Source organism: Clostridium sp. UMB9555A (assembly GCF_030222355.1).
GTDB lineage: Bacteria > Bacillota > Clostridia > Clostridiales > Clostridiaceae > Sarcina > Sarcina perfringens.
The window spans coordinates 59694-84862 of the sequence record NZ_JASORQ010000004.1; the positions used below are offsets into that span (position 1 = coordinate 59694).

Annotated in this window: 21 protein-coding genes; 19 read left to right on the top strand and 2 right to left on the bottom strand. The window is 29.4% G+C overall.

Going from position 1 to position 25169, the window contains the following annotated elements; all coding sequences use genetic code 11:
• The first annotated feature begins 78 nt into the window (after positions 1 to 78).
• The 7 genes from QP548_RS12245 to QP548_RS12275 all read left to right on the top strand — a co-directional run bounded on the left by QP548_RS12245 (position 79) and on the right by QP548_RS12275 (position 6809).
• Entirely contained in the window at positions 79 to 852 is a 774-nt protein-coding gene (locus QP548_RS12245; RefSeq protein ID WP_061429335.1) for an SDR family NAD(P)-dependent oxidoreductase, read from the top strand.
• A 63-nt stretch (positions 853 to 915) separates the two neighbouring features.
• A complete protein-coding gene (locus tag QP548_RS12250; RefSeq protein ID WP_061429334.1) occupies positions 916 to 1794 on the top strand; it encodes an SDR family oxidoreductase in 879 nt (292 codons plus the stop codon).
• Between the two features lie 85 nt (positions 1795 to 1879).
• On the top strand, positions 1880 to 2689 hold the full coding sequence (proB, locus tag QP548_RS12255; protein WP_003450599.1) for a glutamate 5-kinase: 810 nt from the start codon (positions 1880 to 1882) through the stop codon (positions 2687 to 2689).
• Positions 2690 to 2691: 2 nt separating this feature from the next.
• Positions 2692 to 3939 carry a glutamate-5-semialdehyde dehydrogenase gene (locus QP548_RS12260; RefSeq protein ID WP_061429333.1) on the top strand — a complete coding sequence of 416 codons (1248 nt, stop codon included), beginning with the start codon at positions 2692 to 2694 and terminating at the stop codon, positions 3937 to 3939.
• A 99-nt stretch (positions 3940 to 4038) separates the two neighbouring features.
• Entirely contained in the window at positions 4039 to 4350 is a 312-nt protein-coding gene (locus QP548_RS12265; RefSeq protein ID WP_003462970.1) for a PTS lactose/cellobiose transporter subunit IIA, read from the top strand.
• Between the two features lie 299 nt (positions 4351 to 4649).
• Positions 4650 to 5267: a DNA-3-methyladenine glycosylase gene (locus QP548_RS12270; RefSeq protein ID WP_061429332.1), complete on the top strand. Its 618-nt coding sequence runs from the start codon at positions 4650 to 4652 to the stop codon at positions 5265 to 5267.
• 69 nt (positions 5268 to 5336) lie between these two features.
• Positions 5337 to 6809 (top strand): 4Fe-4S dicluster domain-containing protein, encoded by a 1473-nt coding sequence (locus QP548_RS12275; protein WP_061429331.1) that lies wholly within the window; start codon positions 5337 to 5339, stop codon positions 6807 to 6809.
• Between the two features lie 249 nt (positions 6810 to 7058).
• Here QP548_RS12275 and QP548_RS12280 read toward each other — a convergent pair whose 3' ends face one another.
• Positions 7059 to 7715, bottom strand: a complete 657-nt coding sequence (locus QP548_RS12280) for a hypothetical protein (protein ID WP_061429330.1) — start codon at positions 7713 to 7715, stop codon at positions 7059 to 7061.
• Between the two features lie 657 nt (positions 7716 to 8372).
• Between QP548_RS12280 and QP548_RS12285 the strand changes: the two genes are divergently transcribed.
• From QP548_RS12285 to QP548_RS12300, 4 genes are all read left to right on the top strand, one after another.
• Positions 8373 to 9422: a carbamoyl phosphate synthase small subunit gene (locus tag QP548_RS12285; protein WP_061429329.1), complete on the top strand. Its 1050-nt coding sequence runs from the start codon at positions 8373 to 8375 to the stop codon at positions 9420 to 9422.
• 12 nt (positions 9423 to 9434) lie between these two features.
• Positions 9435 to 12638, top strand: coding sequence for a carbamoyl-phosphate synthase large subunit (gene carB, locus QP548_RS12290; protein WP_075808046.1), 3204 nt, complete (start codon positions 9435 to 9437; stop codon positions 12636 to 12638).
• 613 nt (positions 12639 to 13251) lie between these two features.
• A complete protein-coding gene (locus QP548_RS12295) occupies positions 13252 to 13893 on the top strand; it encodes a VanZ family protein (RefSeq protein WP_061429327.1) in 642 nt (213 codons plus the stop codon).
• Positions 13894 to 14131: 238 nt separating this feature from the next.
• A complete protein-coding gene (locus QP548_RS12300; protein WP_003450696.1) occupies positions 14132 to 14416 on the top strand; it encodes a hypothetical protein in 285 nt (94 codons plus the stop codon).
• 88 nt (positions 14417 to 14504) lie between these two features.
• On the opposite strand, the gene QP548_RS12305 is transcribed toward QP548_RS12300, so the two are convergent.
• Positions 14505 to 16406 (bottom strand): glutamine synthetase, encoded by a 1902-nt coding sequence (locus QP548_RS12305; protein ID WP_061429326.1) that lies wholly within the window; start codon positions 16404 to 16406, stop codon positions 14505 to 14507.
• A gap of 305 nt (positions 16407 to 16711) precedes the next feature.
• Here QP548_RS12305 and murI point away from each other — a divergent pair, with 305 nt between their 5' ends.
• The 8 genes from murI (at position 16712) to QP548_RS12345 (ending at position 25164) form a co-directional block, all read left to right on the top strand.
• Positions 16712 to 17494 (top strand): glutamate racemase, encoded by a 783-nt coding sequence (murI, locus tag QP548_RS12310; protein ID WP_061429325.1) that lies wholly within the window; start codon positions 16712 to 16714, stop codon positions 17492 to 17494.
• A 235-nt stretch (positions 17495 to 17729) separates the two neighbouring features.
• A complete protein-coding gene (locus QP548_RS12315) occupies positions 17730 to 17999 on the top strand; it encodes an STAS-like domain-containing protein (protein WP_061429324.1) in 270 nt (89 codons plus the stop codon).
• Positions 18000 to 18230: 231 nt separating this feature from the next.
• Complete coding sequence (locus tag QP548_RS12320) at positions 18231 to 18743, top strand: peptidylprolyl isomerase (RefSeq protein WP_003467873.1); 513 nt, start codon at positions 18231 to 18233, stop codon at positions 18741 to 18743.
• A gap of 28 nt (positions 18744 to 18771) precedes the next feature.
• On the top strand, positions 18772 to 19146 hold the full coding sequence (locus tag QP548_RS12325) for a DUF3783 domain-containing protein (protein ID WP_003450690.1): 375 nt from the start codon (positions 18772 to 18774) through the stop codon (positions 19144 to 19146).
• A gap of 1 nt (position 19147) precedes the next feature.
• On the top strand, positions 19148 to 19819 hold the full coding sequence (locus tag QP548_RS12330) for an XRE family transcriptional regulator (protein WP_061429323.1): 672 nt from the start codon (positions 19148 to 19150) through the stop codon (positions 19817 to 19819).
• 143 nt (positions 19820 to 19962) lie between these two features.
• On the top strand, positions 19963 to 21699 hold the full coding sequence (locus tag QP548_RS12335; protein ID WP_061429322.1) for a S8 family peptidase: 1737 nt from the start codon (positions 19963 to 19965) through the stop codon (positions 21697 to 21699).
• 16 nt (positions 21700 to 21715) lie between these two features.
• A complete protein-coding gene (locus tag QP548_RS12340) occupies positions 21716 to 23413 on the top strand; it encodes a S8 family peptidase (RefSeq protein ID WP_061429321.1) in 1698 nt (565 codons plus the stop codon).
• A gap of 2 nt (positions 23414 to 23415) precedes the next feature.
• Positions 23416 to 25164 (top strand): S8 family peptidase, encoded by a 1749-nt coding sequence (locus tag QP548_RS12345; protein ID WP_061429320.1) that lies wholly within the window; start codon positions 23416 to 23418, stop codon positions 25162 to 25164.
• The last annotated feature ends 5 nt before the right edge of the window (positions 25165 to 25169 follow it).

The following is a 25169-nucleotide window of genomic DNA, read 5'->3' on the forward strand; positions in this document are numbered from 1 at the left end:
TTACAGAAAAAACTTGACATATTAGAAGAAAACATAATAAATGTTTTATTAAGGATTTATTTTAAGAGAGGAATTTTTATGAAAAAAACAGTTTTAATAACAGGGGCTACTAGTGGAATTGGATATGAATTTTCAAAAATATTTATGGAAAACAATTATGATGTAATATTAGTAGGAAGAAATTTAGAAAAGTTAATGGAATTAGAAGGTTTTTCAAAGAAAAAAAGTGTAAGGGCTTACATATATAAATTTGATTTAAGTTTAAGTGAAAACATAGATATATTATATAAAAAAATTAAAACTGAAGTAGGAAAAGTAGATATATTAATAAATAATGCTGGTATAGGATTTAATGGAGAATTTAATGAAATAGATTGGCAAAAACAATTAGATATAATAAATGTAAATATTATAAGTTTAACAAAATTAACTAAGCTTATTTTAAAAGATATGATAGATCAAAAGGAAGGGAAGATTTTAAATGTTGCTTCTACTGGAGCATATCAACCAGGTCCATTAATTTCAGTTTATTACGCTAGTAAAGCATATGTTTTATCATTTTCTGAGGCATTAAGAGAAGAAGTTAAGGGTAAAGGAATTAATGTGATTACTCTTTGTCCAGGCGCTACTAAGACGAACTTTTCTAAGAGAGCTGGAAAGGGAGATTTAGATGTGGCAATGAGTGCAAAAGAAGTAGCAGAGTATGGTTATAAAGCTTTAATTAAGAATAAGGCAATATGTATTCCTGGATTTATGAATAAGGTATTAGTATTTTTATCTAAATTGTCTCCCACAACTTTAAATGCAAAGATAGTAAAGAAAATACAAAATAAAGCTATAAGTAAAAAATAATTGAGAATAATAAGCTTATGAATAATTAAATTTAAAATAGAGTTTTTAAGGAGGAAATTATTTATGAGCAATGAAAAATTATTCCCAACAACATTTCCAGTTCAAAATCAAAGTATTCATCCTGGAGTAGAGGATGAAATGAATCCACTACCAATATATGATTTACCACAGTATATAAATGATGGAAAAAGACTTAAGAATAAGGTAGCAATAATAACTGGTGGAGACAGTGGAATAGGAAGGGCTGTAGCCTTAGCTTATGCAAGAGAAGGGGCTAAAGTTTGTATAATATATCTATCAGATGAAGAGGATAAGGATGCTAATAAGACTAAGGAACTTATAGAAAGTACTGGTTCTGAGGCTTTAGTTATAAAAGGAGATATTTCTAATATTGATTTCTGCACTTCAAGTGTAAAGAAGGTCATTGAAAAGTGGGGAAAACTTGATATATTAGTTAACAATGCGGCAGTTCAACATGATTCTAAAACTTTAGATGATATTGGACCAGAGCAAATAGAAAATACTTTTAAAATAAATGTTTTTGGAACTTTCTATATGACAAAGGCAGCAGTTAAATACATGGAATGCGGAAGCTCAATAATAAATACTACTTCTATTACTGCTTATAGAGGAAATGAGATACTTTTTGATTATTCATGTACTAAGGGTGCCTTAACAACAATGACAAGAACATTAGCAACAATGTTAGTTAAGAATGGAATTAGGGTTAATGCTGTGGCACCAGGACCTATATGGACACCTCTTATACCATCTTCCATGAATAAAAAGAAAGTTTCTGAATTTGGAGTTAATTCACCTATGGGAAGAGCAGGTCAACCAGTAGAGCTAGCTGGAGCTTATGTTTTCTTAGCGTGCAATGAAGCTTCTTATATATCAGGTATAACAATACACGTAAATGGTGGAGAAATTATAAATGGGTAGTTTCATGATTTAACGTATTAGAATATAATATACTTATGATTTAATGGAAAATAATTTTTATAAATAAAAAGGGGGAAACCTACAAATGAGAAAAGCTTTAAAGGATAGTAAAAGAATAGTTGTTAAGGTTGGAACTTCTACATTAACTTATGAAAATGGAAGTGTAAACTTAATGAGAATAGAAAAACTATCTAGGGTAATTTCAGATATATGTAATATGGGAAAAGAAGTTGTTCTTGTTTCATCAGGAGCAATTGGAGTTGGAGTTGGAAAACTTAGACTTGAGAAAAAACCAGAGACTATAAGAGAAAAGCAAGCTGTAGCTGCTGTTGGACAATGTGCTTTAATGCATATATATAATAAATTTTTTGGAGAATATAGCCATGTTGTGGCACAGGTTCTTTTAACTAGAGATGTACTAGAAAATGAAAGAATGAAAAATAACGTATGTAATACATTCGATACTTTATTAGAAAAAGGAATTATACCTATAGTCAATGAGAATGATGCTATATCAATAGATGAGATACAAAACATATTAAATTTTGGAGATAATGATAATCTTTCAGCTATAGTTTCTACTTTAGTAAATGCAGATACTTTAATAATATTATCTGATATAGATGGTTTCTATGATTCAGATCCAAGAACTAATGAGGATAGTAAGATGCTTAAAGAAGTTTATGAAATAACTCCTGAAATAGAAGAATGTGCAGGGGGAGCTGGAAGTAATAGAGGAACAGGCGGAATGGTAACTAAGCTTTCAGCAGCTAAGGTAGCAACAAGTAATGGAATAGATATGATTTTAGCTAATGGAGAAAATCCAGAGATATTAATTGACATATTAAATGGTGAAGATATAGGAACTATGTTTGTAGCTAAGAAGGGGGAATAAAAATGAATAATGAACTTATTATAAAAGGTAAAAAAGCAAAAGAAGCTTCTTACACACTTTCATTTGCATCTACTAATGAAAAAAATAATGGGTTATTAAAAATAAGTGAATCCTTAATAAAAAGATGTAATGAGATATTAGAAGAAAATAAAAAGGATCTTGAAAAAGCTATTGAAAAGGGAACATCCAATGCAATGCTTGATAGATTAAAATTAGATGAGGAAAGAGTAAAATCTATAGCAAATGCCGTAGCAGACGTTGTTAAATTAGATGATCCAATAGGAGAAGTTACATCTATGTTTAAGAGACCTAATGGTCTTAGAATAGGTGTACAAAGAGTACCCTTAGGAGTAGTTGGAATAATATATGAAGCAAGACCTAATGTAACTGCTGATGCTGCTGCCTTATGTTTAAAAACAGGAAACGCTGTTATTTTAAGAGGAGGCAGTGAGGCTATAAATTCTAACTTAAAAATAGTTGAAATTATTAGTGATTCCTTAAAGGAAGCAGGGCTTCCAGAGGGATCAGTTCAAATACTAGAGGATACTTCAAGAGAAACTGCTACAGATTTCATGAGATTAAATGATTATTTAGATGTTTTAATTCCAAGAGGTGGAGCAGGGCTTATAAAAGCTGTAGTAAATAATGCTACAGTTCCAGTAATAGAGACTGGAGTTGGAAATTGTCATATATACATAGATGATGAAGCTGATATAAATATGGGTATAGATATAATAGTAAATGCTAAAACATCAAGACCTGCTGTATGTAATGCTGCTGAAAAGTTATTAGTTAATGAGAAAATAGCAGAGGAATTCTTACCAGTAGCAATAAAGGCTTTAAAAGAAAAAGGCGTTGAAATAAGAGGTTGTGAAAAAACTAAGGCAATTGTGAATGATATAAACTTAGCAACTGAAGAGGATTGGGGAAAAGAATATTTAGACTATATCCTTGGAGTTAAGATTGTTAAAGATTTAGATGAGGCTATCTCTCATATAAATAAATATGGAACAAAACATTCAGAATCAATAGTGACTAAAAATTATTTTAATTCAGAGAAATTCCTTCAAAGAGTTGATGCAGCTGCTGTATATGTAAATGCTTCAACAAGATTTACTGATGGTGGAGAATTTGGATTTGGTGCTGAAATTGGAATAAGTACACAAAAGTTACATGCTAGAGGACCAATGGGACTTAAGGAATTAACAACAAATAAGTATATAATTTATGGAAATGGTCAAGTTAGATAAATTATATAATCTTATAAAATTAAATTTCATATATTAAAGAAATATTTTAGGTATTTAATGGTAAGAGATTTTAATTTATGAAAAAGGAAGTATGGGAAAATGAAAGAAATAATTATGGATTTAATAATTCATAGTGGAGAAGCTAGAAGTTATGCTATGGAAGCTATTCAGCTTGCTAAAGCAGGAGATGTAGAAGGGGCTAGAAGCTTAATAGAAAAAGCATCAATACAATTAGGTAAAGCTCATAAATCACAAACAGCTTTGATTCAAGATGAGGCTAGTGATAATAAAATAGAAATATCTATGCTATTAATTCATGCACAGGATCAATTAATGACTACTATGACATTAAAAGATTTAGCAAATGAGATAATAGATTTATATGAAAAATTAAATCAAAAAAATTTTTAGTAATAGTATAAATTTTATATTTTATTATGTAAAATCAAATAAAAAAGATATTATATAAGAAAAAGCACTTAAACTATTGTTATGGTGCTTTTTATTTTTGTTATTAAGAATTTTATGATAATTAGATGTTTTTTAGATTTAATATTTAATTTATTAGCAGTAAAATGATATATTTTTTAATATTAAATTTAAAAAATTTATAAAACTGAGAAGTTATTGTATAGAATTCTAATTAGTAAGTAAAGATAAAATTGTAGATCCAATAGTTTTATAAAAAAGAATTATGGAAGAGGTGTTTTATGAGATTAGAAAGGGATTTTTATAATAGAGATACATTAACTGTAGCTAAAGAACTTTTAGGTAAAGTTTTAGTTAGAAAGATTAATGGAGTTACTTTAAAAGGAAAGATTGTTGAGACGGAAGCTTATATAGGAGCTATAGATAAAGCTTCTCATGCTTACGGTGGTAAGAGAACTAATAGAACGGAAACTCTTTATGCAGATCCAGGAACTGTATATGTTTATATAATTTATGGGATGTATCATTGCTTAAATTTAATAAGTGAAGAAAAAGATGTAGCAGGAGGAGTACTCATAAGAGGAATTGAGCCTTTAGAGGGAATAGAAGAAATGAGTAAATTAAGATACAAGAAGAGTTATGAAGAGTTATCAAACTATGAAAAGAAAAATTTTTCTAATGGTCCATCAAAATTATGTATGGCTTTAGGAATAGATAAGGGGGAGAATGGCATAAATACTATTAGTAGCGAAGAGATTTATGTTGAAGATGACTCCTTAATTAAAAAGGATTTTTCTATTGTTGAAGCAAAGAGAATAGGCATAGATTATGCTGAGGAAGCTAGGGATTTTTTATGGAGATTCTATATTAAGGATAATAAATTTGTCTCTAAAAAATAATAAATAGCATTTTCTTTAAATCTTAATATATATCTGCGCTACAATAGTTATTTTGTGGGGGAGTTTTTTATGGCTATAAAGGATGCTAACAAGCAATATATAAGGTTTGACACTGCTGTTCAAGTTCTTAAATATGAGGTTTTAAAAAGGATAGCAGAGAAAGAATTTGATGGCACTTTAGACAAAGAAAAGCTTAATATAGCAAAAGAAATTGTAGATGATTTAAAACCTAATGTAAGATGTTGCATATATAAGGAAAGAGCTATAGTTGAAGAAAGAATGAAACTAGCTTTAGGTGGACATGAAAATAGAGAAAATATGATTGAAGTAATAGATATAGCCTGTGATGAATGTCCTGTTAATAGATTTATAGTTACTGATGCATGTAGAGGATGCCTAGCTAAGAAATGTAGAGATAGCTGTAATTTTGGAGCTATAAGTTTTGATAATAGAAAATGCAAAATTGATTATGAAAAGTGTAAGGAATGTGGAAAGTGTAAAGAAGTTTGTCCTTATAATGCAATAGCTGAGGTTAAAAGACCTTGTATGAGAGCTTGTATTCCAAAAGCATTATCTTATGATGTTGATAGTAAAAAAGCTGTCATAGATGATTCAAAATGTATTCAATGTGGAGCCTGTGTAGTTGATTGTCCTTTTGGAGCTATAATGGACAAATCTTATTTAGTAGATGTTATAAGATTACTTAAAGATGAGAAGAAAGTTTATGCTATTGTGGCACCAGCTATATCATCTCAATTTAATCATAGTAAGATTGGTAAGGTGATTACTGCTATAAAAAAATTAGGCTTTGAAGATGTATTTGAAGCAGCTTTAGGGGCAGATTTGGTGGCTGTTCATGAATGTAAGGAATTTAAAGAAAAAGGTGGATTAGATTTCATGACAACAAGTTGTTGCCCTGCCTTTGTTTCTTATATAGAAAAAAATTATCCAGAACTTAAGGAATGTATATCTAATACTGTATCTCCTATGGTAGCTATGGCAAGATTAATAAAATCTCAAAATAAAGATGTTAAAACTGTATTTATAGGACCTTGTATTGCAAAGAAGACTGAATCTAAGAGAAGTGAAGTTAGTGGAGATGTTGATTATGTATTAACCTTTGAGGAACTTTTAGCTTTACTTGATTCTAGGAATATTAAAATAGATGAATGTGAAGAAAGTGATACTAAGCATGGTTCATTTTATGGAAGACTTTTTGCTAGAAGTGGAGGAGTTACTGAATCAGTTAAACATCTTATAGATAGCGAAGGGATAAAAGTAGATTTTAGACCTATACTTGGAGATGGTATTAAGGATTGTGACATAAAACTTAGATTAGCAAAACTAAAAAGAGCACAGGGAAACTTTTTAGAAGGAATGGCTTGTAAAGGAGGATGTATAAATGGGCCAGGATCATTAAATCATGACATTAAAAATAGCAAAGAAGTTGATAAATATGGTGAATTATCTTCTTCTGAGAAGATAAAAGACACTTTAGCTGATATTAAATTTGACGATTTAAACCTATCTAAAAATGAGTAATATAAAAATAATTCTGACTTAAAATATAAAAGATTAAAAAATATAGTATGGAAGTTTAGTTATATAAAATTAGAACCATACTAAAAAATAAAATTAAGCCTTTAACTAATTAACTGTAAAAATGTTCTTATAGTGGAAAGAACATTTATCTAACTAAAGTTAATTAGTAAAGGCTTTTAATTTAGAAAAATAATAAATTTAATATATTTTATAAGGGATAAAAGTTTGAAATAAATAATATTTTATTTATTAATAACAAATAAAGGAATCAATTCTTCTTAAATCAACTCCGAAGTAAACCCATCTAAAGCCAGCCCAACGCCATCCAGAAACTGATCTTCTATCAACTCTAGTTAAGTAAGCCCAATAGCTTCTGCCATTAGTTTGCCAAATATAAGTGAATCTATATAGACAAAATCTTATAGAGCCAGAACTAACATTTTTTGCATTTGGATTTCCACTTCCTTGACCAAAATTTTGAACACCTGCATCTTTTTTTGATGGTATATAAGATGGAGGTGGTCCCATTGGTGAAGGTGATTGAGGACTTTGCCAATTAGTTGGTGTAGGAAGCATATTAGCCATATATCCAACAGGTGCGCTATGCATTAAGTCATGTCCCATATCCTTTATTGCATAAGGTAGGTCTTGTATAACAGCAGGTACATTTGCAATATTATCAGGAATATTTTTAATAACTGGTGGTATTACTGAGAATTTAGAATCTGAATCAGAATTTCTATAATTCATAGGATAGTCATCATTAAATGTATCTTCATTACCAGTGTAGTATCTTTCAAAGGAGTTCTCTGTATCCTCAGGTAAGACTTCAAACTCACCAACTTCATCTACTTCTTCATCTTCATTGAAAAATCTAACAAAATCATTTGGATAAATTATTTCCATAAGTATCTCCTATAAAATTTTTATTCAGTATTAAACTATGCTTTTTATTATCTAAAGGTGAATTTTATAAGGGCTTTAATAAAATTTAATAATCATAAAAATTGTAGAGAATTGACGAAATAATTATAGAATTTCAATGAATTCCATTGACAAAATGCTCTATATGTATAATAATTATAATTGCTTCAATAGGACAATGAAGTAGGTATAGGTTTGAAATTAAGTTAAGGTGCTAGGTGTTTTACATCTAGCACCTTAACTTTTTGTGGGAAAAATAAATTTTGCTGTTAAAACTTGCTAAATTTATAAAATGGACTTGACTATATAAATTTAATAAACTAAAATTGATAATAAGAATTTATCAATAAGATAAAAATACACTTTAAATTGGTCCCGTGAGGCCAGAAAGAGGTATAATTATGTTAAATAGAATTTTTTGTTGTACAAAAAAACAGATGAAATTAAAAAATGAAATAGCTTTGTATTTTAATACAATTCCATATAAAAGAGAAAAAGAGGTATTAGAGTGATTGATTTTTTACGCAATCGCTCTAGTACCTCTTTCTTTTAATTAAATAACATTTAGAATGATGGCAATGGAATTAAGACCTTTTAAAGTGTGTTTTTTAAATATGATTTTAAATAGGAGGTCTAGAAATGAAAGCAAAGCTTATATTAGAAAATGGCGTAGTATTTGAAGGTAAAGCCTTTGGATATTTAAAGGAGTGTGTTGGAGAGGTAGTTTTCAACACAGGAATGACAGGATATCAGGAGGTTTTAACTGACCCTTCTTATTATGGACAAATAGTAACTATGACTTATCCCTTAATAGGTAACTATGGAATTAACTTAGAGGATTTAGAATCTAAGGAACCTAAAGTAAGAGGATTCATAGTGAGAGAAAAATGTCAGTATCCAAACAATTTTAGATGTGAATTAGAGCTTGAAACTTACTTAGCTCAAAATAAAATTTTAGGCTTAGATGGTATAGACACAAGAGCCTTAACAAAAATATTAAGAAATAATGGAACAATGAAGGGAATTATAGTTTTAGATAATTCAAACTTAGAAGATGTTAAAGATAAGTTAGAAGCTTTCTCAAATAGAGATGCAGTTTCAATAGTTTCAACTAATGAAAAATATGAGATCTCAGGAGAAGGAAAGAATGTAGCTATAATCGACTTTGGAATAAAGCAAAACATTATTAGAAACTTTGTAAAAAGAGGATGTAATGTTACAGTATTCCCTTATGACTTTAAGGCAGAAGAAGTTTTAGACATAAATCCAGACTTAGTATTTTTATCAAATGGACCTGGAGACCCAGAGGATATGGGAGAAGCAGTAAATGAGATAAAGAAAATAGTTGGGAAGAAACCAATAGTAGGAATTTGTTTAGGACATCAATTATTAGCTTTAACCTTAGGTGGAGAAACTAAGAAGCTTAAGTTTGGTCATAGAGGATGTAACCATCCAGTTAAAGATTTAATAAATAACAGAGTTCATATAACATCACAAAATCATGGATACTATGTTGCTACTTTACCAGAAAATATGGAAATAACTCATGTAAGTATGAATGATGGAACAGTTGAGGGAATGAAACATAAAGAATTACCAATATTCTCAGTTCAATTTCACCCAGAAGCATGTCCAGGACCAAAGGATAGCGAATACATTTTTGATGAGTTTATGAAGTATGCACTATAAGGAGGAAGTAAGATGCCATTAAATAAAGATATAAAAAAAGTTTTAGTAATAGGTTCAGGTCCAATAATAATAGGACAAGCAGCGGAGTTTGATTACTCAGGTACTCAAGCTTGTCAAGCTCTTAAAGAAGAAGGGATTGAAGTTGTACTTGTAAACTCAAACCCAGCTACAATAATGACTGATAAGGAAATAGCAGATAAGGTTTATCTTGAGCCTTTAACAGTTGAATTCGTAGAAAAAGTAATAGATAAAGAAAGACCAGATTCCCTTTTAGCAGGAATGGGTGGACAAACAGGGTTAAACCTTGCTGTTGAGCTTTATGAAAAGGGAATTTTAGATAAATATAATGTAAAAGTAATAGGTACTTCCATAGAATCTATTAAAGAAGGGGAAGATAGAGAACTATTCAGAGATATGATGAATAGAATCAATCAACCTGTTATTCAAAGTGAAATAATAACTGATTTAGATTCTGGTATTGCCTTTGCTAGAAAGATTGGATATCCAGTAATAGTTAGACCAGCATATACTCTTGGAGGAACTGGTGGAGGAATAGCTAATAATGAAGAAGAATTAATAGAAACATTAACATCAGGATTACAATTAAGTACAATTGGACAGGTTCTTTTAGAGAAGAGTGTTAAGGGATGGAAAGAAATCGAGTATGAAGTAATGAGAGATTCCTTTGGTAATTGCATAACAGTTTGTAACATGGAAAACATTGACCCTGTAGGAATACACACTGGGGATTCAATAGTTGTAGCTCCTAGCCAAACATTATCAGATAAAGAGTATCAAATGCTTAGAAGTGCATCAATAGATATAATAAATGCTGTAGGAATTGAAGGAGGATGTAATGTTCAGTTTGCTTTAAATCCACATTCCTTTGAATATGCAGTAATAGAAATCAATCCAAGGGTTTCAAGATCTTCAGCTTTAGCTTCAAAGGCAACTGGCTATCCAATAGCAAAGGTGGCAGCTAAAATAGCTTTAGGATATGGATTAGATGAAATAAAAAATGCAGTAACAGGAATGACATATGCTTGCTTTGAGCCTTCATTAGACTATGTAGTTGTAAAAATTCCTAAATGGCCTTTTGATAAATTCCAAGGAGCTGATAGAGCTTTAGGAACTAAGATGATGGCTACTGGGGAAATAATGGCCATAGGAAGTAATTTTGAGGCAGCATTTTTAAAGGGTATAAGATCATTAGAAATAGGTAAGTATTCATTAGAACATAAAAAGTTTAAAGATCTTTCAATGTATGAGTTAAGAGAAAGGGTAGTTTCTCCAGATGATGAGAGAATATTTGCTTTAGCTGAAATGCTAAGAAGAGGATACAGAATAGATATGGTTTCAAAAATAACTGGAATAGATATATTCTTCTTAGAAAAATTCAGATGGTTAGTTGAAGAAGAACAAAAGCTTAAGCAAAGCACAATAGATAATTTAAATAGAGAGTGGTTATTAAAATTAAAGAGAAGAGGTTTCTCAGATAAGGCAATAGCTGATATGCTAAAGGTTTCACCAGATGAAATCTACAGATTAAGAGATATATGGCATATAAAGCCTGCTTATAAAATGGTTGATACTTGTGGTGGAGAGTTTGAAGCTTTATCACCGTACTATTATTCAACATATGAACAATATGACGAAGTAGTCGTTTCTGATAATAAGAAAGTTGTAGTTATAGGGTCAGGCCCTATAAGAATAGGTCAAGGAATAGAGTTTGACTATGCTTCAGTTCACTGTGTAATGGCACTTAGAAAGCAAGGAATTGAAACAATAGTTATAAATAATAACCCAGAGACAGTAAGTACAGACTTCAGTATTTCAGATAAGCTTTACTTTGAGCCATTAACTGAAGAGGATGTTTTAAACATAATAGATAAAGAAAATCCAGATGGAGTTATACTTCAATTTGGAGGTCAAACAGCTATTAAGCTTGCTAAGTTCTTAAAAGAAAAGAATATTCCAACCTTAGGAACTACTTCAGATCAAATAGACCTAGCTGAGGATAGAGAACAGTTTGATGATTTATTAGAAAGACTTAATATAGCTAGACCAAAGGGAAAAGGAGTTTGGAGCTTAGAAGAAGGCTTAGAGGAAGCAAGAAGATTAGGTTTCCCAATCTTAGTTAGACCTTCCTTCGTTTTAGGTGGTCAAGGTATGGAAATAACTCATGATGAAGAAGAGTTAACATACTATTTAACAAATGCCTTTGAGAAAGATTCCAAGAATCCAATACTTATAGACAAATACTTAATGGGTAGGGAAATAGAAGTTGATGCCATATCTGATGGTGAAGATGTTCTAGTTCCAGGAATTATGGAGCATTTAGAAAGAGCAGGAGTTCACTCAGGAGATAGTATTACTATGTACCCAGCTCAAAATATTTCAGATAAGATAAAGGAAGATGTTCTAGATTACACTAAGAAATTAGCCTTAAGCATAGGAATAAAGGGAATGATAAATATTCAGTTTATTGAATTTGAAGGAAAGCTTTATGTAATAGAGGTTAATCCAAGAGCTTCAAGAACAGTGCCGTATATATCAAAGGTAAGTGGAGTTCCAATAGTAGATATAGCTACTAGAATAATGCTTGGAGAAAAATTAAAAGATTTAGGATATGGAACAGGAGTTTATAAGGAGCCTGATTTAGTATCAGTTAAGGTCCCGGTATTCTCAACTCAAAAACTTCCTAATGTTGAAGTAAGTTTAGGACCAGAAATGAGATCCACAGGAGAAGTTTTAGGAGTAGGAAGAAATGTTTTTGAAGCATTATACAAAGGCTTTGTTGGGGCTTCAATGTACACTGGAGATAAGGGAAAAACAATCTTAGCTACTATTAAGAAACACGATAAAAAAGAATTTATGGAACTTGCTAAGGATTTAGATAAATTAGGATATAATTTCATAGCAACAACAGGAACAGCTAAGGAATTAAGAGAGGCTGGAATAGATGCTAAGGAAGTTAGAAGAATAGGAGAAGAATCTCCAAACATCATGGATTTAATAAAGAATAAAGAAATAGATTTAGTTGTAAATACTCCAACTAAAGCTAATGATTCTAAGAGAGATGGATTCCATATAAGAAGAGCGGCAATAGAAAGAAATATAGGAGTTATGACTTCATTAGATACTCTTAAAGCTCTAGTAGAGTTACAAAAAGAAGGAGCACATAATAGAGAGTTAGAAGTATTTAACTTAATATAAAGTATTAATAATATAAAATAAGTTCTATTTAGTTTTGGTTAACTGAAGCTAAATAGGACTTTTATTTTTTTATTATACCTAAAGATTTAAAGTAAAAATTATATTTTTCATATAATAAACCTACTTTTTAGTTATGTGTTGTTTAAAATTTACCTTTTAGTTAGGGCTCAGTTAGTTTTTAAATTATGTTAAGAAAAAATAATTTCTTTGTGGATAAATTTTAATAAAAGTTATTGATTTATTCTAACTGAGCCCTTTGACGCTAAAAATTTCATAATACCTTTTTAAAATAAGAAAATCTTATGATAAATCCAATATAAATTTAAATGGTAATATAATTGTAGTATTTTTGTGGATAAAGTGTATTAAAATTTGTTTTGAAAGAAAAATACTGTGAAGAAATATAAATTATTTATTTTGTGGATAAAAAATATTTTGAATTGTTGTGGATAATTTTCAAAAAATAATTCTGTGGATAAATTTTTGATTTTAGAAATGTGATTAAATTAAAGTATAATAATATAAGAGGCTTGTTTTAAAAAGCACTTAGTTATTATACTATAAAAATATTAATATTCAATATAAAATTTATAAATTATTGGGGGTGATTTTTATGGAAACAGCTAAGAGGGTATTAAAAAATTTTTTTATAAAAAGTATTTTGCTTATAATTTCAGTACTTTTAGCAATGGCATTTTATAAGTTAATAGTAAAGGAATGCATAGATGTTTTTATAAAAATAGATTTGAGTGGTAAAAAAGGTTTTGTAATATATAACTTTTTTAAGTTAACAAGTGTAATGCTTATATATCAAGTTTTCTTAACAACAACTAGAATGAAAACTTCAAAACTATTTAAATTATTCTTATTTGGCTTATATCTAGGAACAATGTTTATATTATTATTTGCTAGACCTAAAATGGCCAGAGGATTCCAGTTAGATCCTTTTGCGGTTTTACATGGTCTACGAGGGGATAGGACAGGACAATTATATTTAATAGGTAATATAATATTCTTTATGCCTATAGGATATGTGTTAAGAAAATATAACTTTGTATTAGCCTTTATATTATCTGCATCTATAGAGTTTAATATAGAACTTGCTCAATATGTATTTAAAAGAGGATTCTTTGATTTAGGGGATATATTTATAAATTTAGTTGGTATATTTATTGCTTATTTTATTTGTAAAATAGCTTACTTTATTAAAGATAGGGTTTCAAAAAGAGATGATGATATAGAAGAGGTTGCATAGATAAGAATCATTATAAGTAAAAAAATAGAGAAATATACATATAAATAAAGAATTTTATAGAAAAAAGGGATGTAATATGAATGATTACATCTCTTTTTTTCTTGACAAGCGAACATATGTTTTATAAAATTAAACAAGATGAGGGAACATAAGTTCTTATTTTTTTAGACAGCTTAGGAATATATAGGACATTAACATAATATAATAGCATATAACAAATTTTAGGGGGTTAATTTATATGACTAAGAGCAGCGGTATGTTTGTAAAAATAAATTATAAAATTAATGGAGATAATAGATTCCAAGGTGAGCATAAAGCTAAAATGTATAAAGATACAGCTGTAAGCAAGTATGTATTATGTGGTGGGTCATATTTCAGAAATAGAGGAACTATAATATTCCATGCTAATAATTTTAAAGAAGCAGAAGAAATTATAAATAATAATCCATTTATTTTTTATGAGGATTATTCCTTTGAAATATTAAGTAAAAATTCAATAAGTTTAGGAAATACATATCATTAATATAAAAAATAAAATGATCTTTGAAAGTAACAAAGATCATTTATTTAAAGTATGAGAAATCAATTTAAAGCATTGGTTTCTTTTTTTATTATATATCTAATAAATTTTTCTTGTAAGTTGAGTAAAGTTCATTTAACTCACTCATGTTCTTATCAAGTTTTATTTGTAAATCAGAAGCTTTTTCAAAATCAGATTCATTTATAGCATTCTTTATTTGAGTAAATAAACTTCTTCTATGGTAAGAATCTTTCATTGTTATATGTCTTAATTCATTTATTGTCATCCAAGTTGATACGTCAAGATCTAAGGCTTTATCACAACAATGAAGTTGTTTAGCTGATCTTATATCTTTTGTGTAAGAAGGAATTATTCTTGAAGTTATTTCTGTAGTCCATCTCTTAGTAGTAGCCATTTTGAAACTATTTATAAGCTTGTCTGTAAATACTGAATTTACTTTTAATACCTCTACCTTTTCAGGGTATTTATCAAAAGCACTTAAGTTTTCAAAAACAGTAGCAGGAGCTACACCAAAGTATTCATTTCTTTGTGAATCTGTGAAATCTTCAAATACATCCTCTTCACTTCTATATGCTCTAGATTTTTCTAGGTAATCTGCTTCTTCACCTGGTTTTTTAGATAATTCAGCTAAAAGATCATCTTCTGTTTTATCATTTTCTAAAGCATACTTAATACCATCTAACATAGCCATATAGCTTGATGCTATGCAAAGATAAGTATTGGTAAATGGATTTGGTGATCTAAGCTCAAATCTAGTTGCTAGAGGGTTATGAGGATCTCTTATTAAGCCTGCTAATATAGTTCTATTTCTAGATGGAACTTCAGGGCTTTGACCTAGAGATGTAACTATACAAACAGGAGCTTCAAATCCTGGTTTTAATCTTTTTAATGAGTCTGTTGTAGCTGAGATAAATGGATTCATTACCTCGTAGTTCTTTAATATACCCATTATAGAACCATATCCTATTTTACTTAAGAAATGATTTTTAGTTGGATTAAATAGGTTTATAATTCTTCCATTTTTTAGTTTTAAGCTTAAGCTTAAATGAGTGTGTTCTCCGCTACCAGCAACTCCTGATATTGGTTTAGCAAGGAAGGTTACTTCTAATCCGTTTCTTCTAAATGTTTCTTTAACTAATGTTCTTATAAATAATTCATTATCTGCAGCTTGCATAGCATCTGAGAATTTCCAGTCTACTTCTAATTGTTCCATTATATGATCAAATTGACCTGAAGAAGTAAGCTTAGCTTTAACTCCACCAACCTCTTTATGTCCCATTTCAGGTTCAAATCCATACTCATCCATATATAATAAACTTTGTTCTAAGGCTGTTCTAACATTACCTTTAGTTCTTGTCCAATATTGTTCTTGTAAAACTTCAGAAGTCGAAAGTTCTTCAATTAAAGCTTTATCGTTTGGTGTTTTAACCCAAAATTCTAATTCTGTTGCAGATGTTAATAAAAGGTCATCTATATCATCGAATTTTATATTTAAATCATTTAGTGTTTCAGGATATTTTTTTAATAATGAGAATATGTTTGATTTGAATGTGTCAATTGAATTTTTTAAGATATGTCTAGAGTCAACTGCTTTATCTTCGTGGATTAAGAAACAAGGAATTCTAAGTGTTCCTACTGGTCTATTAGTTAAAGGGTCTATGAAGTCATAATTGTAATCTACGAACCACTTACAATCTAAATCGGCGATCATATCCACTTTTGCGTTATTTAAAGTTGCTATTCCTGGAAGGACAACTGATGAACCGTCTGTTTGTACGGCAGTTCCATGAAGGAAAGAATCTATATCTTTTAAGAATAACTTGGAAGGAATTTTTTCGTCAGTATCATTACCTGCTAAGTCAACCCCAACTAAAGATACAAATTTTATTTCTGGGTGGTCCTCAAAAATAGAAATTAAACTTTCTTTATTATGATATTTCTTAGGAATTGTAAATAATAAATCTTTATTCATAATTATTTAGAAGCAATACAATTATAATAAATTAACATAATTGCAATAATCTCCTGTTCACATCCTTTCATTTTTATGACTAATAGTTATTTTATTTGTTTGCAAACGTACAATAATATGATTATTAGATGAAAATATTCGTTATGAAAATATTCTTAAAAAGATTTTATTACAATAGAATATTACTGTCAATATATTTTATATTTTAGTATAAGTGTAAAATATGAATTTTAATAGATTTATTTAATAGAAAGTTATAAAATTATCTTAAGATTAAATCAAGTACTTAGAAGTGAGGGATAGCGATGCAAGATGATTTAAAGAATGCACCTATAGGTTTTTTTGATTCTGGCTTAGGAGGCTTAAGCGTTTTAAGAAAAGCCTTAGAAATGATGCCAAATGAAAATTATATATATTATGGGGATTCTAAGCATGCACCTTATGGAGAGAAGACTCCACAAGAGATAACAGAACTTTCATTTAATGCTATTGAGTTTTTAATAAAAAGGGGAGCTAAGGCAATTGTAATAGCATGTAATACTGCAACTTCAGCAGCAGCTCATGATCTTAGAGCGTATTATAAAGATATACCTATAATAGGAATAGAACCTGCTTTAAAGCCTGCCATAAGGTTACATGAAACTGGATCAGTAATAGTTATGGCAACAAAGGCGACCTTAACTCAAGAGAAATTTAAAAAGCTTATGGATAAATATGGAGAACATAGAGAAGTAATACCTCTTCCATGTCCAGGTTTAGTTGAATTTATAGAGTCAGGAGATTTAGAAGGAGAAAATGTAAAAAACTTCTTGAGAGAAAAATTAAATCCTTATATGGATAGGGAAATCTCAAGTATAGTTTTAGGGTGTACTCATTATCCTTTTGTAAAAGATGTAATACAAGATATTGTTGGAGAAAGAGTAGACATAATAGATGGAAGTGAAGGCACAGTAAGAGAGTTAAAAAGAAGATTAGAAGAAAATAATATTGAATCAGAATCAAAGAAAAAAGGTAATTTATATATATTTAATTCCTTAGAAGACAAGAAAATATTAGAGCTAAGTAAAAAGCTTATAGAAATTAAATAATAAATTAATAATCTACAGTAATATGAAATAATATATAACTTTATTTATGATGATTTAGTATATATTATTTTAGTATTTCTGTAGATTTTTATTTTAAAAAAATTTTTTACAAAAAAAAGTTTGTTAAAATGTTGACAAATTAATAGGTGGTTGATATTATAATAAATGTAAAGAGAATTTTCAGAAAATTTGAACAAAGATTAATGGGAGTTACTTAAAGAGGGAGGATTTCACAATGAAAATAAATGTAAGAGAATTTTTAGGAGATAAGATACACGTTGAAGATGCTATAATCTTAAGAGATTATATTGAAAATAATTTAAATGAAAATGTAGAATTAGATTTTGATGGTATAGATAGAGTTTCAACAACTTTTTTAACTTGTTTATTTACTAACATGATAAATAAAAAGGGAAGAGAGAATATTATTTCAAAAATTAATGTTAAGAATTTATCAAACTATACTGATTATTCAAGAGTTGTAGCTGGAACTACTTTTGCTTAAAAATGAAAATATGAATTATATAAAATATTATATTAAGTTGAACTCTAAGTGGGCAACATAATAGAATCTGTGTTATTAGGATTCTTTATGTTGTCTTATTTTTATTTTTAAATATTTTCCCAATATTCCATTGTTAAGAGAAATAATATATAATTTTATACAAAGAAGGATTAACATTTTAGTTTAAGTAAATAATACTAAATAGTTAAATTTGAAAGGAGAATTACTAATATGAATCCAATAGTTACAATAGAAATGGCAACTGGAGAAAAAATCAAAATAGAATTATATCCAGAAATTGCTCCAAACACAGTTAGAAACTTTGTTAGTTTAGTTAAAAAAGGTTTTTATGATGGATTAACATTCCACAGAATTATACCAGGATTTATGATACAAGGAGGATGCCCAGAAGGTACAGGAATGGGTAACCCAGGATATAGAATAAAAGGTGAATTTACAAGAAACCAATTCCCAAATAACTTAAAGCACTCAAGAGGAGTTATATCAATGGCTAGAGCTATGAATTTTGATTCAGCAGGAAGTCAATTCTTCATAATGCACGAAAATTCACCACATTTAGATGGCCAATATGCTTCATTTGGTAAGGTTATAGAAGGTATGGACGTTGTTGATAAAATAGCAAATGTAAAAACTGATTACAATGATATGCCAGATGAGCCACAAGTTATGGCAAAAGTAACTGTAGAAAATGCAGAGGGTATAGAAGAACCAGAAATACTTTAATTTATGAATGTATGGGAGGAAGATTAGCATGAGTATGCTTAATAATAGCAAAGCTATTCTAACTTATGGTTTAAATGAAAAGGAAACAAAAGACTTTCAAGCAACAGGGCACAAGGTTATTAATATAAGTAATGAAATGGCTTCTATGAAAGTTAAAGATATATTAGAAGGCTTAAAATTTGAAGTTGTTTCAAAGAAAAACTTTGATGAAAAAGTTGTTATATTCAGTAATTTCCCTGATGAAGAATTACAAATGATGGTTTCAATAGCAAAAGTTATTACAGAAAATCCTATAATGGCTGTAGTTACAGAAACCTCTAAAGAATGGCAATTTAACTACCTTGTTGAACATTTAATTGAAGAAAGAGAATGGTATAGAAGTATGCAAGGAGGAAAAGCTTAAAATGAGTAGAGTTGGGGAAAGAATAAAAGAGGCTAGAGAAAAAAGTGGAATTACACAAAAAGCTTTAGCTAAAAAGCTAGGTGTAGCTGAGAAGTTTGTAAATGAAGTTGAAACAGGAAGAAAAATTATAAATGAATCACTTATATCAAAGGTATCAAAGGTTTTAAATACTGATTTAAATGATATAAATATGGTTGTTACTGATGAGGAACTTCAAAAAGAACTTAAAGCTGAAAAGCAAGTAAGACAAACAAAACCAGCAGAGGTTAATGAAGTTTGGAATCAAGCCTTTGGATCAGTTTTAAAAAATGTTCCAATATATGATTATTCATTAGCTCAGGTTAAAGGATATAAACAACTTGCCACTGCTTCAAATAAAATAGATGGTCATACAGCAAACAAAGTTTTTTATTTAAAGATAGAAAATAATGATATGACTGGCTATAGAATTCAAGAGAATGATTTAGCTTTATGTTATTCAATAAAAGAGATAGAAAATAATTCTATTTGTTTAGTTGAATTCAATGGAAAAAGAGTTATTAGACAAATTAAAAAGATAGATAACGTTAAGGCTTTACTAATAAGTAACAATGGTAGTATGAGAACAGAAACTGCTAACATAAAAGAAGTTAAAGCTATAGCTAAGCTTTATAGAATAGAGTTTGATTTATAAACTACTAAACATAAAAAGGGACAGTTCGAATTTAGAACTGTCCCTTTTGTATTTAAATACTTCTTATTATGGTTATCAAAAAGGATAATTTTTGAATAAAATAGCTATAAGAAAATATAGTAGATAAGAAGGAAGTGGATTTAGTGGAGTCAACTAAGAATAAGAATTTTTTTAATAATGAAAATTATATAAATTTTGTTGTTGCCTATGATGGTAACATTCAAGAAGAAATTGATAATATAAATGATGCTAGTATTTTTTTTATTGATGATAGTTTTGCGATTATATCTGTAAAATCACAAAACTATAAAGAAATAATAGAAAGTATAAAAAGTATAGTTTATATAGAATTAAATGGAATATACACCTTAAGTGAAAGTCCTGTAGAGGATTCAAAGGCTCCAATATTTCATAGAAATCCATCCTTGAATCTTAGAGGAAGTGGGGTTGTTGTTGCCATAGTTGATACTGGTATAGATTATTTAAATAAGGAATTTATGAAAGAAGATGAAACTACTAGAATATTAAGGATTTGGGATCAGACAATAGATAGTGGCAACACGCCTGACGGATTTATTAGTGGAAGTGAGTATACAGAAGAAGATATAAATAAAGCTATATTGGCTCAAAAACAAGGGCAGAACCCATATGATATTGTTCCTTCAAGAGATAATTATGGACATGGAACTAAGATAGCAGGAATAGTTGGAGCTAGAGGAATAAATAGGGAAATAGTAGGCGTAGCTCCAGATTGTGAATTTGTAATTATAAAATTACAGGAAGCATCTAAAGAATATGTAGATTTTTATTATGCAAAAGGAGATAAGCCTAAATATAGAAATACAGATATAATAATGGCTCTTAAATATTTATATGAATTATCATTTACATTAGATAAACCAATGATAATATACTTACCTTTAGGAAGTAATTTAGGTGATCATGCAGGTGCAAGTATATTGGAACGTTATGTTGATAATAGAATATCAAGTAAAAATTCTTTGGCTGTGGTTACATCAACAGGGAATGAGGGTAATACAGATACTCATACATCTGGAAAAATAAAAAGTAATAATGAAAGTCAAATAATTGAACTTAATTGTGGTAAGAATCAACAGGGTCTAATTTTACAAATATATGCACAAAGACCAAGCAAGATAAAGTTAGGTATAATCTCTCCTTCAGGAGAGATATTTACAAATACTAATCCTAGAAAAACTAAACATATATTAATAGATGATTCACCACTTTGGAAGTTTATTTATGAAGGAACTAGTGTACAAGTTACTTATGATTCACCAGATGAATTTACTGGAGATGAAAAGTTTATTATAAGAATGGATGGTGTTACGGAGGGGGTTTGGAGGTTTATATTAACTGGTAACAATATAGTTGATGGTAAATATTATGCTTGGATTCTTCAAAGAGAATTATTAGATCAAGATACAAAATTTTTGAAGCCTTCACCTTATACAACATTAACTATACCAGGAACCGCAAAGACTATTATTAATACTTCATACTACAATCAAAATAATGGTGCTATAGTATCAGAATCTGGAAGAGGGTATACTACAAAAGATTATATACAGCCTATAATAACAGCTGGTGGTATAAATGCCATGACGACTAAGGTGGGTGGAGGAATTACAACTATGTCTGGAGCAAGTGTTGCTGGAGCAATTTTAGCAGGATGCTGTGCTTTGATATTTCAATGGGCTGTTGTAGACGAAAATGATCCTCAAATGTATTCAGTCAAATTACAGTCTTATATTATTAGAGGGGCTAGAAAAAGAGATGGTGATACTTATCCAAATAGACAGTGGGGATATGGAATCTTGGATATGCAAGAAATCTTTAATAGTTTAATGAATAAGTAAATAAGGAGTATTCGGTATGGAGAATAAAGCTAAGGTTGGCATAGATTTCATAAATACAATACCAAAGCAAATATTAAATAGTTTGATAGAACAATATTCGCCTGATAATGGAGAGATAGAGTTAGTTGTTTTATATGGAGATAATTTCTTAAGATTTAAAAATTCAGTGGATGCCATAGGTGCTAAAGTTGAAGATTTAGGATATGGATTTGGAATACTTATAATAAAGGTTAATGATTTAAATAGGATAATTGAGCTTGAAGGGCTTCAATATATAGAGCTACCTAAAATTCTATATACATCAGCCTATGATAGTAATAGAGCATCATGCATTCCATCAGTTTGGAATAATTATAATTTAACTGGAGAAGGAATATTAGTTGGATTTTTAGATACTGGAATTGATTATACTCATAATGCTTTTAAAGATGCTGATGGTAATACCAGAATAGAATATATATATGATCTTGAAAATAGAGTTGTATATGATAGAAATAAAATAAATGAAGCTTTAAAATCTGAAGATCCATTTAGTGTTGTACCTGAAATTGATTTATCAGGTCATGGAACCCATGTTGCAGGAATTGCATGTGCTGGAGGAAATATAAACTTTGATAATTATGGAGTTGCATATAAAAGTAGCATAGCAATGGTAAAGATAACTGGTGAAAATAGTTTAAGGGCAGCATTAAGTACCCAGCTTATGAGAGGTTTAAAATTTTTAATGGATAAAAGTAATGAGATTAACAAACCTTTAGTTGTAAATATAAGTTTAAGTACAAATGACGGTTCTCATAATGGAAGTAGTTTATTAGAAAAGTATATTCAAACTTTTACTCAATTACAAAAGGCAGTTATTGTAGTAGCTGCTGGGAATGAAGGTAATAGTGCTCATCATGTAGGAGGCAAGATGAAAAAAGAAGAAGATTTAGACTTAAATATAGGAGATGGAGAAAAAGGTATTATATTAGATTTTTTCAAGCCTGTATTAGTTGATGTATCAGTTGAAGTAATTTCACCAACTGGAGTAAGTACAGGACCAATGGAATTATCTGAATCTTATAAAGAAAGATTTGTTGGAAGAGAAAAAATAGTTGTATATAGTACTGGTCCCAAACCTTTTGATATACAAGGACAAACTACAATAAGCATTTTACCTTTAGGAGATACAATAACATCTGGAGGATGGAGAATTATAGTTAGAAAATTAAATAATTATGAGGGATATTTTGATATTTGGTTGCCTATAGCAGAAGGACTAAATGAAAGAACAAGATTTTTACAACCAGATGTTTATAATACATTAGGAATACCAGCAACTGTAGAAGGAGTTATCTCAGTTGGAAGTTATAATTTTTTAAATAATAATTTATCAGCTTTTTCTGGAAGAGGTGTTGTTAGACCTGAGTGGCTAATAAAACCAGATTTAGTAGCACCAGGTGAAAATATATTATCAACTGTTGAGGAACAGGGATTTGATACTAAGAGTGGTACATCAATGGCTGCGCCACAAGTTGCTGGAATATGTGCATTGCTTTTTGAATGGGGGATTATAAGAAATAATGATCCCTTTTTATATGGGGAAAGAATTAAATATTATTTGATTAAAGGAGCAAAGAGAACAATCTTTGGTGAGGCTTATCCAAATCCAGACTTAGGATATGGATTTGTATGTTTAGATAGAACAATGGAATTATTAATTAATAGGAGATAGTTATGGAAACTGTATCTAATAAAGCGAATCTATTAGTTGACCCTGAAAGCATGAATTTTCTTGTTGAATATAGAGGGGATATAGAGAATGAAGTGAAAAATATTGAAAATGTTGAAGTCTATATAATTGATGATATCTATGCTGTCTTGTCTATGAAAAATGTTGACTATGATAGTATTATTCAAAGGATAAATTCCTTAGTTTTTATAGAATTAGGAGGAATTTATACTTTAAGCAGTACAACGCCTATAGAAGCTTCTAAGGCGGAAAACTTTCATAATAGTCCATACTTGAAATTAACAGGGAAAGATGTGATTGTTGGTATTATTGATACGGGTATAGATTATTTAAATCCTGAATTTACTGATAGTAATGGAAAGACTAGAATATTAAAAATATGGGATCAATCATTAAAAACAGATAAGTATCCTAAAGATATGTTTTATGGAACTGAGTATAGTCAAGAAGAAATCAATCAAGCAATAGAACTTAATAATAATGGTGGAGATCCATATACCATAGTCCAATCTAAGGATGATGTGGGGCATGGTACAGAGATGGCTTGTATAATAGCAGGTAGTGGAAAGGATGAGAGTTTAACAGGAGTAGTTCCAGAATGTGATATTGCAATAGTAAAGTTAGATAGAGCCTTTAAAAAATACACAGATTATTTCTTTGCAAAGGGTGATGCTGTTAAGTATAGAAATGTAGATATACTTTTAGCAATGAAATATTTATATAATTTATCATTTCAATATAATAAACCAATGGTTATATATGTTCCTATGGGAAGTAATTTTGGAGCCCATGATGGATCTAGTATTTTAGAAAGATATATAAATAATATTTCAAACAAAAGAGGAATTGCTGTAGTTGCTTCATCTGGAAATCAAGGAAATACTAACACACATGCTGATGGAATAATAACAGAAGTAGGTGAGAGTAAAACAATCGAACTTGATGTTGGAGAAAATCAAGAGGGTATTATGATGATTATTTTAGGATATAAGCCTGATAAATTTAAGCTTTCAATAATTTCTCCATCAGGGGAACTTATCGAAAATGCTAATCCCTTATCTAACTATGGTGGAAAGAAGAATTTAGCTGTTGAAAATGGATATAAAATAAATTTTATATATGAAGGGACAACCATGGATATTTTTTATGATTCTCCAGATGAACTTACTGGGGGAGAAAGAATTGTAATAAGAGCACAAAATTTAAAGTCTGGTATATGGAGATTTAGATTAACTGGACAGCATATAACCTTTGGAAATTTTGATGCCTATATATTGCAAAAGGAATTATTAGCAGAGGGAACAAAATTTTTAATATCATCACCATACACAACATTGACTATTCCAGGAGCCGCAGAAAAGATGATAACTGTAGCCTCATATAATCAAGAAAATAATACTATATTACCTTCATCAGGAAGAGGGTATGCAAGAAATGATATTATTCAACCTATTATTGCAGCAGGTGGAGTAAATGCCTTAACTATCAATAATAAAGGAGAAAAAGTATCAGTTAGTGGAGGAAGTGTAGCTGCGGCTATAGTTGCTGGGTGCTGTGCAATGTTATTTCAATGGGGAATTATTTATAATAACGATCCAACACTATATGTAGCTAAACTTCAAACCTACCTAATAAGAGGTGTGAATACTAGGGAAGGTGACATGTACCCAAATCAAGAGTGGGGATATGGAACTGTAGATATGATTAATGTTTTTAATAGCTTGAGAACTTAGAGTTT